7 protein-coding genes are annotated in these 13,149 nt (G+C 48.6%); 6 read left to right on the top strand and 1 reads right to left on the bottom strand.

The features are described from left to right. Nucleotides 1-202: 202 nt before the first annotated feature. The 6 genes from AC1XUF_RS23160 to AC1XUF_RS23135 all read left to right on the top strand — a co-directional run bounded on the left by AC1XUF_RS23160 (nucleotide 203) and on the right by AC1XUF_RS23135 (nucleotide 12,122). Nucleotides 203-2,662, top strand: a complete 2,460-nt coding sequence (locus AC1XUF_RS23160) for an ABC transporter permease (RefSeq protein WP_483344226.1) — start codon at nucleotides 203-205, stop codon at nucleotides 2,660-2,662. Between the two features lie 105 nt (nucleotides 2,663-2,767). Next, on the top strand, nucleotides 2,768-5,164 hold the full coding sequence (locus AC1XUF_RS23155; protein ID WP_483344225.1) for an ABC transporter permease: 2,397 nt from the start codon (nucleotides 2,768-2,770) through the stop codon (nucleotides 5,162-5,164). Nucleotides 5,165-5,168: 4 nt separating this feature from the next. Continuing rightward, nucleotides 5,169-7,628, top strand: coding sequence for an ABC transporter permease (locus tag AC1XUF_RS23150; protein ID WP_483344224.1), 2,460 nt, complete (start codon nucleotides 5,169-5,171; stop codon nucleotides 7,626-7,628). A gap of 124 nt (nucleotides 7,629-7,752) precedes the next feature. After that, on the top strand, nucleotides 7,753-9,219 hold the full coding sequence (locus AC1XUF_RS23145; RefSeq protein WP_483344223.1) for a capsule assembly Wzi family protein: 1,467 nt from the start codon (nucleotides 7,753-7,755) through the stop codon (nucleotides 9,217-9,219). Nucleotides 9,220-9,366: 147 nt separating this feature from the next. Then, nucleotides 9,367-11,766 (top strand): ABC transporter permease, encoded by a 2,400-nt coding sequence (locus AC1XUF_RS23140; protein ID WP_483344222.1) that lies wholly within the window; start codon nucleotides 9,367-9,369, stop codon nucleotides 11,764-11,766. A 68-nt stretch (nucleotides 11,767-11,834) separates the two neighbouring features. Beyond that, on the top strand, nucleotides 11,835-12,122 hold the full coding sequence (locus tag AC1XUF_RS23135) for a hypothetical protein (RefSeq protein ID WP_483344221.1): 288 nt from the start codon (nucleotides 11,835-11,837) through the stop codon (nucleotides 12,120-12,122). 96 nt (nucleotides 12,123-12,218) lie between these two features. Here AC1XUF_RS23135 and AC1XUF_RS23130 read toward each other — a convergent pair whose 3' ends face one another. Then, the gene (locus tag AC1XUF_RS23130) at nucleotides 12,219-13,145 is read right to left on the bottom strand and encodes a serine hydrolase (protein WP_483344220.1); all 927 of its coding nucleotides are present in this window, start codon (nucleotides 13,143-13,145) and stop codon (nucleotides 12,219-12,221) included. Nucleotides 13,146-13,149: the final 4 nt, after the last annotated feature.

Below are 13,149 nucleotides of genomic sequence, written 5' to 3'. Positions count from 1 at the left end.
TTTGTGTCTTGCCGCCGATCCCCAAAGAAGAGTTTGGCCCGATGCTGTACACTTTTTTAGGACCAGACAGAGAAAAGAAGTCGCCTTTTGGGGCCATAAGCGCTATGAAAACTACCAGGCATTGAGGGACACAAGCACTACTAATCGCATTTAAACAAAAAAGCTAATAGCCAAAGGCTGACAGCTAAAAGCCAAAGAAACCATGCTGACGAACTATCTAAAAATCGCCCTTCGCCGTCTACGGCAGGATCAGTTTCATACGGGGATCAATGTGCTGGGGCTGGCATTGGGAATGACCGGGTGTATGGTGATTTACATTTTTGTACGTTATGAGCTCAATTTCGATGCTTTTCATAGCCAGTCGGAAAGTACATACCGGGTCGTGGAACATCACCGGATGTCGGGTGGCGTCCAGCACTGGCCCACCACGGCATACCCGCTCGCGGAAGCAATCCGCCGGGACATTCCTGGCGTGGTGGTGACGCAAACTGCAGGCCCGCTCGACCGTATCGTCAGCTCGGTAGATCGGCGCGGGAATGTCCGCAGGTTCGAGGAAAACCGGGTTATGTTTGCGGACGGTTATTATTTGCGGACTTTTGATTTTGGCAAAGCAGCTCCGGAGGGGATATGGCTTGCCGGCAATGCTGAAAAGGCCTTCTTACCTGTTAATGCGGTTGTATTGACCGAAAAGCTCGCCAACCGCTACTTTGCCGATCATGCCAACCATTATGACGAGATCCTTGGGCAGACGCTTACGCTCAATAACTCGGATCCGCTGGTGGTGACCGGGGTTATCCGGAACCCGCCGCGTAACACCAACCTGCTGTTTGATATGCTGGTCAATTACCAGTTTTTTAAATCCAATAACCCGTATCAGGCGAATAACTGGTCGGGGAATTACCAGGGTACTACCTATGTCACCTTACCTTCCGGAATGTCGTCAAAGGAATTGGAAAGCAGACTTTCTGAGTTGACCAAGCGGTACATGAATGCAAAGGATCAGCGGGATATCAGTTATTTTCTGCAACCGCTGGGCGAAGTTCACACGGATACGCTTTACGAAGATTTTACAGGAGGTTACCGGGTGAGTAAGCATATGCTTTGGGGGTTGTCCAGCCTGGCTTTATTCCTGATCCTGATCGCAGCGTTTAATTTCATCAATCTTACCACCGCACAGGCGAGCCGGAGGAGCAAGGAGGTAGGCGTGCGGAAAGCGGTTGGGAGTTCTCATTATCAGTTATTTGGTCAGTTTATTGGTGAGACATTGATCATATCTGCATGGGCCGGTCTCATTTCACTCAGTGTTTTGCAAATCTTGCTGAACTGGCTCAATCATTCGCTTACAATCATTGATCTGGACCTTCGGATGGATGCGACCATCTGGTTTTTCTCAGCTTCGATGGTGTTGATTGTGGCTTTTTTGGCAGGGAGCTACCCGGCAATTGTCCTGTCGAAATTCCAGCCGGTGAAAGCATTGAAGAATATCGCGGCCGCACCGCACCGTGGTTTTTCCCTGCGCCACGGATTAATTATTCTGCAGTTCTGCATTACTTACTGCCTGATCGCGGGAATGCTGGTGGCGTCGCGCCAGATGAACTTCTTTATGCAAAAGGACCTTGGATTTGCCCGGGACGCAATTGTCACCATTAACGGGCCGCGAAACCAGGTGCCCGGACGGCTGGATGTTTTTCGTACACAATTATTAAGAAATCCGGCCGTCAGGGAGGTTAGCTTTTCGTCCGGCGCGCCTATTACGCGTAATTATTTCGGTACCCGTTTTCGGCTGAAATCGGAAGGCAGCGAAATGGACCGGGAAGCGGAAATGAAAGTGGTCGACCTTCATTACCAGTCGCTTTTTGGAATAAAAACCATTGCCGGTCGCGGTTTTGCGCCTTCGAATGTGGTACCTGACGGGACAGCCTTCAATGGTTTTGTAATGAATGAGACCGCCGTGAAATTACTTGGGCTGACACCGGAAGCTGCCATAGGCAAAATGATCAAAATCAGCGAGGGGGAGGCTCCAATCATTGGCGTGGTCAAAGATTTCCACAATGTTTCCCTTCAGCAGGCGATAAAACCTTGTATTCTGATGGTTTGGAACACCGGATTTCATGAGCAGATCCATGTCCGGTTACAGGCAGGCGAAAGAAATTGGTCTAATATCCAGAGTACCCTGAAAGCCATGGAGCAAACCTGGAAGCAGACTTTCCCGCAGGACGTGTACCAATATGCATTTTTGAACGAATCGCTTGCCAAGGGCTATATGGTAGAACAGCTCGTGTTCGATGCATTCCGCATTTTTGCCCTGATCTCCATATTTATAGCTTGTCTGGGATTGTTCGGACTGGTCACCTTTACTTCGGCCCAGCGTACCAAAGAAATCGGGGTCCGCAAAGTATTGGGTGCTTCGGTATCCAGCATTGTGGCGATGCTCTCCCAGGATTTTTTAAGATTAATAGTCATTGCTATCGTCGTCGCGTGCCCTATCGCCTGGTATGCAATGGCCCGGTGGCTGCAGAACTTTGAATACAGGATCGCCATCGAATGGTGGGTATTCGTTGTAGCCGGCTTGCTTGCAATCGGCATTGCGTTATTGACAGTCGGTTATCAGAGTATAAGATCTGCGCTGATTGACCCGGTGAAGAGCTTGCGAAGCGAATAGAAGCGGGTTAAGGGTCACTGTTTTTGGCATTGCCCCTTAAACTGCACCATCCTAATTAAAACCGCTTAGCCTTTATATATCCGTCATTTTTCAATCGCCATTCACATGCTTTCAAACTACATCAAAATCACCTTCCGTAACCTTTTGAACCACAAAGGTTATTCTGCTATCAACATTGTGGGGCTGGCAGCAGGGCTGGCGGTCGCCATTCTGATCGGGTTATGGATCTACGACGAATTTTCGTTTGACCGGTATCACCAGAATTACGACCGTATTGTCAAGGTCATGCAAAAGGGAACTTTTGAAGGGGTTGTATACCACAATGAATACCAGCCGGTTACTGTCGGCGACGAATTACGTGGAAAATATGGGAGTTATTTCAGGCACGTTGTGATGTCGTCGTGGATCGATGAGCATATTCTGGCTTATGGTGATAAAAAATTTACAAAGAAGGGGGCTTATCTGGGAGAAGAAGCGCCGGATATGTTTTCTTTAAAAATGCTGAAGGGCACACGATCTGGTCTGAAAGACCAGACTTCGGTATTGATTTCGGAATCTACCGCCATGGCGTTGTTTGGCGAGGTTAACCCGCTTGACAAAATTATCAAGCTGGACAATGAAATAAATGTCAAAGTCGCCGGCGTCTATGAGGACCTGCCTTACAACACGCAATTCAGGGACCTGACGTTCATTGTTCCCTGGGATTTGTATGTGGCTTCAAATAGCTGGGTACGTCAGGCATTGGAGAAGAAAGACTGGAACAATAGCTCCTGGCAGGTTTTGGCACAGCTTAATCCCCACGTGGATATTCGTGTAGCCTCTGCAAAAATTAAAAACATGCGTTTAGAGCATACGCCTGAGGCGGCCTTTTTCAAGCCAGAGTCATTCTTGTTGCCGATGTCGGACTGGCACTTGTACCAGGGATGGGACAAGGCCGGCAATCCAGACGGCCGTATCCAATATGTCTGGCTTTTCGGGACAATAGGAATTTTCGTATTGCTGCTGGCTTCGATCAATTTTATGAACCTCAGCACGGCCCGGTCCGAAAAACGTGCCCGTGAAGTGGGTGTCCGGAAGGCGATCGGGTCAATGCGCCGTCAGCTGATCGGACAGTTTCTCACCGAATCGCTCACCGTGGTGATCATGGCATTTTGGGTGGCTATTGGGATGGTTATGATGCTGCTTCCAGCCTTTAATGAAATCGCCGATAAGAAAATGGTCGTACCCTGGAACAGCGCGCTTTTCTGGGTGGCCGGTCTCAGTTTCTGTCTCGTCACCGGGCTCATTTCGGGAAGCTATCCCGCGCTTTATTTGTCTTCTTTCCAGCCGGTAAAGGTTTTAAAGGGCGCATTTCGTGTGGGAAGTTTTGCCGCGGTGCCACGGAAATTCCTGGTCGTGCTGCAGTTCACTGTCTCCGTGACGCTCATCATTGGTACCATCATTGTGTATAAGCAAATCGAGTACGCCAAGGACCGGCCCACAGGCTACGACCGCACTTCGCTCATCACCGTGGCTATGAATACGCCGGAACTTTACAGGCATTATAATGCATTGAGGGCAAGTTTGCTGGAAACAGGTGCGGTAATAGAGATGTCGACGTCGTCCTCGCCGGCCACCGAAATGCTGTCTTCCAATGACGGATTTAAGTGGCCAGGGAAAGATCCGAATATGAAAGAAAACTTTGGGACTATCGGGGTTACCCATGATTTTGGAAAAACGGTGGGGTGGCAGTTCGTGGAAGGCCGGGATTTTTCAAGAAATTTCGCAAGCGATTCTTCTGGTGTAGTGCTCAACGAAACGGCCGTGAAATACATGGGTTTCAAACATCCATCAGAAATTGTCGGCAAGATTGTCAACTGGAGGGGAAAGGATTATACGGTTGTAGGTGTGATCAGGGACATGCTGATGGCATCACCCTTTGAACCAGTGTACCAGGCTGTGTATTTACTCGATTATGACTGGGCAGGGGTGATTAATATTAAACTGAAATCGACCATACCAACTGCCCGTGCTCTGAGCGCTGTGGCAGGCGTGTTCCGTAAATTTAATCCAGGCAGTCCTTTCGATTATAAGTTCACAGACCAGCAATACGCCCTCAAATTTGCCGGGGAAGAACGCATCGCGACACTGGCATCGATTTTCGCAATTCTGGCGATCATGATCAGTTGCCTCGGGTTGTTTGGGCTGGCCTCTTTTACAGCTGAACAGCGCACGAAGGAGATTGGCGTAAGAAAGGTCCTGGGGGCATCGGTCGGAAACCTTTGGGCAATGCTTTCCCGTGATTTTATTCTGCTGGTTATCATCGCGAGTGTGCTGGCAATTCCAATCGCCTATTATTTTTTGAGCGACTGGTTGCAGAAATATGAATACCGCACCCGCATATCCTGGTGGATTTTCGCCGCTTCGGGTCTTGGTGCATTGTTTATTACCATGCTCACGGTAAGTTACCAGGCGATTAGGGCGGCTTTGATGAATCCGGTGAAGTCGTTGCGAAGCGAGTAAAAAAATGGGTCAAGAGGTTCTTAACCTTTTGACCCTCAAATCCATTTCCTTTACAGATATGCTAAAAAACTACCTGAAAATAGCTCTGCGCAGCCTTACTAAAAATAAGGTTTATTCCTTTGTCAACATTGTTGGCCTTGCCTCCGGAATGGCGGTCGCCATGCTGATCGGATTGTGGGTTTACGATGAGGTTTCATTCAATAAAATCCACCGGAACTATGATCGCATTGCCCGGGTGATGGAGCAGCAGACGCTGGACGGAGAGGTGAGAACCGGCGGAAATGTAGCACTTCCAGTAGCACAGGAATTGGAAACTGTTTACGCAAACGATTTTGAACGTGTCATCCTGTCTTCCTGGACAACCCGGCATATCCTCACCTTTGGTGAAAATAAGATCGTAAAGATGGGGAATTTTATGTCCGCCGGTGTTCCCGGCATGCTCTCTTTGCAAATGGTCCGGGGGACTGAACAGGCGTTGAAAGACCCTGCTTCCATGATCATCTCGGAGTCGGTGGCACAAGCCCTTTTTGGCAATGCAGATCCTCTGGACAAAATGATGAAGATTGATAATGAGCTGAATGTCAAGGTTACCGGCGTGTATCGGGACTTGCCGGCCAGTTCGGAATTTCGGGACCTCAAATTCATTGCGCCATGGGATTTATATGTGGCTTCAAATGACTGGGTGAAAGAGGCCCGGGATAACCATGAGTGGGCCAACAGTTCGTTTCAGGTTTTTGTACAAATCGCAAAAAATGCTGACTTGCAGGTAGTTTCCGAAAAGATCAGGGACATTAAATTAAAAAAGGGCGATCAGGAAGAATTGAAATACAAGCCTCAGATCCTGCTCCATCCGATGAGCCGGTGGCATTTGTATTCGGAATGGGAAAACGGGATCAATGCGGGCAGGCAGATCGAAATCGTGTGGCTTTTTAGCATTGTGGGCCTATTTGTGTTATTGCTGGCCTGCATTAATTTCATGAACCTGAGCACGGCAAGTTCAGAAAAGAGATCGAAGGAAGTGGGTATCAGGAAAGCCATCGGTTCGGTGAGATCACAATTGGTAGTCCAGTTTTTCAGTGAATCCTATCTGATGGTTTTGGGCGCATTTGTTCTGGCTCTCGCACTGGTACAAATCGGCCTGCCGGCCTTCAATGAAGTTGCGGGTAAGGAAATGGGAATGTTATGGTCAAAACCGTGGTTTTGGGCGGCGTGTCTCGGTTTTTGTAGCGTCACCGGATTGGTTGCAGGAAGTTATCCGGCATTTTATCTTTCATCTTTTCAACCTATAAAAGCGCTTCGGACTACCATACCGTCCCGTTTTTTGGGTGGATACCTAAACGCCGCTCCACGAAAAGTGCTGGTGATTGTGCAATTCACAGTTTCGGTGACGCTGATTATCGGCACGATCGTCGTGTACCGCCAGATTCGGCATGGAGAAGATCGTCCGGTTGGATACGAGCGGGAAGGATTGGTAGCAGTGCATGTGAACACGTCGGACATTCACAAGCATATGGACGCCGTACGTCATGATTTGTTGAAAACAGGAACTGTCATTGCGCTGGCGGAGTCGCAGGGCCCAACGACAGACGTAAGGTCCGTGAACAAAGGCTTCGATTGGAAAGGCAAAGACCCTTCGATGCAAGCTGATTTTGTGACCATGGGTATCTCCCACGAATATGGACATACCGTGGGCTGGGAATTTGTGGAAGGAAGGGATTTTTCAAAGACATTTTCGACAGATTCGGCCGGGCTTGTGCTGAATGAAACCGCCGCCAGGCTTATGGGATTGACGGGAAAGGCACCTGGCGAATTGGTGAAATGGGAGGGCCGGAATTTTAAAGTGCTGGGCGTCGTGAAGGATATGATCATGACTTCGCCTTACGGGCCTGTAAAACAGACCTTGTTTTTCATCGCAAGGCGTGCAGGCAGTTTTATAACCATTCGGATCAATCCTAAGTCCAAGGCAAGTGTTGCTTTGAAGCAGATAGAAGCTGTTTTTAAAAAATACGATCCTGCCTCACCGCTGGAGTATGATTTTGTGGACGAGGAATATGCTGCCAAATTTGCAGGAGAACAGCGTATCGGAACGCTGGCGACTTTTTTCGCTTCCCTTGCTATCTTCATTTCCTGTTTGGGTCTATTTGGTCTGGCCGCATTTACTGCAGAGCAGCGTACCAAGGAAATTGGTATCCGTAAGGTACTGGGAGCTTCTGTTGTCAATCTCTGGCTGATGCTTTCCCGTGATTTTATCATCCTTATTGTTATGGCATGCCTGATCGCCGGCCCTCTATCCTGGTATCTGATGAGCGGGTGGCTGCAAAAGTATCAGTACCGTACCGAGATCTCCTGGTGGATTTTTGCCGTGACTGGATTGGGGGCGTTGAGCCTTACGGTATTGACGGTAAGTTTTCAGGCCCTGAAGGCTGCATGGATCAATCCGGTAAAATCTCTGAAGGCCGAATAATAACCCGTGTGAAATCTGTATTAAATACCTGGTCCGGAGTAGGCAAATTTCCGGGGACCTGGCTAACTTGCGTGTTAATCTAAATGTCGACATGTCTGGTTTCCGCTTTTTTTTCTGCCCCTGTTTGATATTGACACTGTTGTTTTCGGTTGAAATGCATGCGCAGCAGAGTAAAGACAAATTGGGAGTAGGAGGCAATATGGAGGCGGGAGGTATTGTATCTTCTACCGACAATACCCCATTCTGGTTGCATACAGGGCAATTTGGCGTCGTTCCCAATCAAGCGCCTGCCGGAATTATCCAGGCATCTTTGTATAAGAGATATATCTACTTTGATAGTCTTTCCAACCGGCCCAGGAAACTGGACTGGAGTGCCCGGATTAGCCCGGTTGCGACTTTCGACAAGTATGATAAATCCCAGTTCATTTTGCCTGAGGCATTTGCTAGCTTGCGGTTCAAGCAGGTGGAGCTCTATTTAGGAAGAAGAAAAGAGTTAATGGGGATTGGCGACTCCACTTTGTCTTCCGGGTTCTATTCAGGTTCGGGCAATGCGCTGCCGATCCCGAAAATACAGATTGGTACCATCGGTTTCACGCCTTTGAAATTTACACGCAATTTCCTGGCCATTCACGCGGGCTTCTCGCACGGCTGGTTTGCGACCGACTATCTGGAAGGGGTCAGGCTGCATCAGAAATTTCTCTATTTCAGGTTAGGGAAGCCGAAATCGGGCACAAAATTCTATTTTGGGCTCAACCATAATGTGCTTTGGGCCGGGCACTCCGAGTACCTCAAACAACACCCCGAGCTGGCATTGGATGGAAAGCTGCCTTCATCCTGGAAGTTCTATCCCAACGTGGTTTTTGCTTATACCTCAAAGAACTGGTTCACCAAAAACGGGTACGGCGCGTTTGACAGCTACCGGCTGGGTAATCATCTGGGAAGCTACGATTTCGCGATTGAAACGAAGCTGGCAGGCCGGCAATTGTTTATATATCATCAGCACCCCTTTGAGGACGTTTCGAGTATGCTCTTCAAAAATATTCCTGACGGTTTGTACGGAATCAATTTCAAAACCAGTTCCAGGGAGATGTCTGTTGGTTTCCAGATCACCCACCTGACACTCGAATTTCTGACCACAAAAGATCAGTCCGGATCCACTTTTTATATTCCCGGAAGCAAATATCAGGGGGCTGATAATTATTTCAGCCATACGCAATACACCGAAGGGTGGTCGTATCAGGGCAGGACGATCGGTACCCCGTTTATTATTCCAAACAAAGACATGGACCACTCCAAGGAGTTCAGTGACCGTTATTTTCCGAATAACCGTCTGAATATGTGGTACATCGGTGTTCAGGGGAAAGCACGGAATTCACTGCTTCTCACTTTCAGGGCTTCGTATAGCCGGAATTTTGGCACGCCAGGTGCCAATTTCGACCCGGTGCGCCCGCAATTTTCTTCCCTTTTAGCGGCACAATATCAATTCCCTTACCTGAAAAACACACAAATTATCGCAAAGTTGTCGGTGGACCGGGGCGATATTTTTACGCATAATACCGGTGGGTACCTGGGGATCCGCAAGTACTGGTAGAGCGCGGATTGTAACCTTCAATTCACAATGTCCAACCGTGAACATGGTTGTCCGAAAATGGACAATTTTGCCTTGATTTTTTGCTTTAATAAATTGATTTTTAGGTACTTGTGTGGTTTGGCATAACTTTGTTGTTTTGGCTTTGCTATGCTCAGAAATTACTTCAAAATCGCCCTCCGGAATATCTGGAAAAACAAGGTCTTTTCGGCCATCAACATCCTGGGGCTGGCCATCAGCATGGCTGCCTTCATCGTCATCATGCTTTTTGTCTCCTACGAAAGAAGCTTTGACAAGGTGCACGCCAAAAATCTTTACCGGCTGGACGAAGTGCAGAAATTCGAGGGGATGGTAGCACCCCAGAAAGTGGCATTGTCGATGTTCCCGATGGGACCGACGCTGAAGAATGATTATCCCGAAATCAGGGATTTTGTGCGTGTTAATTCCTGGGAGAAAGTGATGTTCACCAGCGGAGAAAAAAGGGTCGAAATACCTGAGATGCTGTGGGTGGACCCCAACTTTTTTCAAATATTTGATTATAAGCTTCTTGAAGGCGAAAAAGCCGCTGTTTTGAAGGAGCCGAACAGTGTGGTGCTGTCCCAGAAAAGTGCCGAAAGCATATTCGGTAAAGAAGATCCGATCGGAAAGTATGTAACCCATTTCGGGAATGATACCCTCAGACTTAAAGTGACCGGCGTGATGGCAAATGCCCCGGCAAACTCACATTTACAATTCAGTGCGCTTGGATCATTCAATACGATTACCGGGCCCGATAACATGAATAACTGGGGCGGGAACTGGCTGATCACTTACCTGGAACTTGCGCCTGGTACCAGGACGGCGGATCTGGAAAGGAAATTCCCTGATTTCCTTAAGAAGCACATGAAAAATGACGGCTGGAAGTTCTATGAGTTGTTTTTGCAGCCCCTGGCGGATGTTCATTCCAAGTCCGCAGACATCACGCATGATTATCTCAACTTTCAAAAATTTGATCGGAGTTACACCTATATTTTTCTGGTAGTCGGACTGATCGTCCTGGTTATTGCGTGTGTGAATTTTATGAATCTGTCAACGGCGCGCTCAACGGGCCGGGCCAAAGAGGTGGGTATCCGTAAGTCGATCGGCGCGCAAAGAGTCCAGCTGGCAGGCCAGTTTTTAGGAGAATCGGTATTGCTTTCCTCCATTGCATTGGTGCTGGCGGTTTTGCTCGTAAAACTGGTACTTCCTTCTGTAGTGCAGTTCAGTCAGCGGCAGCTGGATTTCTCTGTTTTCACAAATCCTCGGCTTCTGTTAACGGTCCTGGGCGGGACGATTCTCATCGGGGGCTTTTCGGGTTTGTACCCCGCGGCGTTCCTTTCGTCCTTTGAACCGATCCAGGTTTTGAAAGGTACCCTACGTACCGGCAAGGCTGGTTTTCGCAATGCGCTGGTGATTGCCCAGTTTACCAGTGCCGTTTTCCTGATCATCGCCACCGGCTTTGCAGTGAAACAACTTCGTTTTATGGTCAGCAAAAATCCCGGATTTAGCAGGGACCAGGTTGTCATCGTCCCGCTTGATTCCAAATCGGGCGCGAAGTATGAATCGTTAAAGCAGGAATTGCTGACGAGCCCCTTTGTCGAAAGCGTTACCGGCTCACAGCAGCGCCTGGGCAACAACTTTCACCAGACAGGCGTCACATTTGTAGGCACCGGTGCGAAGAAACAAATCGCGTCTTCTCAGGTAGTAGTAGATCCCGATTACCTTTCATTATATAAAATCAAGCTGATCGCCGGGCGCAATTTTACCAATAGTACGGCGGATAATGCCAAATCTTATATCATCAATAAATCACTGGCCAAAGAGTTGCTGAAAGACGAGCCCACGCTGACGATCGAATCGCTCGTTGGAAAACGGTTTGGCTTTTCGGGGATGGATTCGCTGTCGACGATCGTGGGCGTGGCAGAAGATTTCAACTTCAATTCCTTGCACCACAAAATCGAGACATTATGCCTGTTCAACCAAAAGGATTGGGGTTACTCCGAAATGTCGGTCAGGATCAAGGGTAACGATATGAAAAAGGGGATTGCGGCGATCCAGTCTGTATGGTACAAGCAGGTTCCGGAGCACCCTTTCACTTATTCATTTCTGGACGAGCATTTTGCATCGCTATACCGGGCTGATAGCCAGGTGAGCGAAATTGTAGGCATACTAGCCGCATTGGCGATCTTTATTTCCTGCCTTGGCTTGTTTGGGCTTGCCTCTTATTCCGCAGAAAGAAGGATCAAAGAGATTGGCGTAAGGAAAGTCATGGGCGCTTCGGTGGCTGGTATCGTGGCGTTACTTTCCAGGGACTTTCTTAAGCTGGTAATCGCATCCATCCTGATTGCTTCTCCGGTTGCCTGGTGGGCGGTTAACGTGTGGCTGAGCGATTTCGCCTATCGGATCGAAATAGCATGGTGGATGTTTGTCGTCGCCGGCCTACTTGCCATTGCAGTTGCCATGTTTACAATCAGTTTCCAAAGTATAAAAGCAGCTTTAACAAACCCGGTGAAGTCGCTGCGAGCGGAATAGCTAAAAGCGAGTCCTCGTCTGAGACAGCCAAAAACAACAACTACATGAATTTTTAAAACTACCAACCCATGAGCCACATTGCGATCCCTATCCCACCGCTTCCAGGCAAGCAGGAGATTAAAGTTGAAGTAACGATCAATGGAATCAAGCAAAACTTGTTCTATCGCGTCGAGCTGTTTTATTGGGAGGACTGTTCCAATCCTGTAGGGCACCGCGCAGATTGCATCAGCGAGATGCTTTCTCATCACGATCCAGAGTGGACGGTATACTATATAGGTGCGCCGAACGACGATTTCGTGCCCATTACCTTTGTGAAAAAGGAAAGCAGGAATTTGTTGAAACAGGAATTTGCCTGAGAAAATGTTAACAGGTTAAGAGTCAGCAGGTCAAGGGCGTTGATCCTATTTAATTCCGCCCTTGACCTTTCGCCTTTTACCTGTTAATTCTATCTTCTAAAACCAATACTTACCTGCTTCTCCTGCAGGTTTCCAATCACTTTTCGGTTCGAAGTGCTTCCATATGATCGCTGAAACTTTCCGTATCAGCGCGTATCCTTCATTTTCTTTCTGCCAGGCCTGATCTTGCTGATTTTTGGTTGTGACGCAAAAAACGTAATCGCCATGTGGCGCGTGCACAACCAGTACTTCGGATTTGGCCTGGTTCACCGCGCCGCTTTTGGCTGCGGTATTCACAAATGGCGGGACCTGCGAAATCGCCTCCCCGTCCCAGAACTGCATGCCCAGGTAGCGGTACATCCGTTCGCTGACATCCGGATCAATGGCTTTTTTGTCGTGGATCATGGCCACAAGTTCGGCCATCTCCCGGGGAGTGGTTTGTCCCCAGCCATATCTGGCCTGGGCATCTTTCCTGCCTGGCGTGCGTGAATTGACCCGCGTATTGTCGAAGCCGTTACTCTGCAGCCAGGTATTGATGGTTTCCCCACCACCGGCCATCGCCTGCAGCCAGAGGCTTCCTGTATTGTCGCTAAGGGAAATCATCAGATGCACCACCTTGGGCAAAGCGATTTTGGTGCTGTCCCGAAAGGATCCTACTATGCCGTTGTCGTATTTAAGCGAATCCCGGTAAATCAACTCCTGGTCGAAGCGGATTTCTCCTTTGTATATCTTATCAAAAATCCCGCACATAATAGGGACTTTGATCATACTGGCCGTAGGGAAAATGGAATCAGCATAGACGGCCGCAACCCGCCCGGTTTTGAGGTTTCTCACATATACACCTACCTCGCCATGAAAGCCTGTCATAGCTTCTTCCAGCTTGGCTGTCAATTTCTGATCAACAGTTACCTTTCCGATTCTTGCTGGTTGCGCGGGGGTACAGAGTGGTATCGACAAAAAGGCCAGCAGGATGAACTGTTTCATAAGG

Source organism: Dyadobacter sp. HNCC25DJ185, assembly GCF_056895195.1.
The sequence above is the reverse complement of the archived record's forward strand: the minus strand, read 5'-3'. Positions and strand labels throughout refer to the sequence as shown.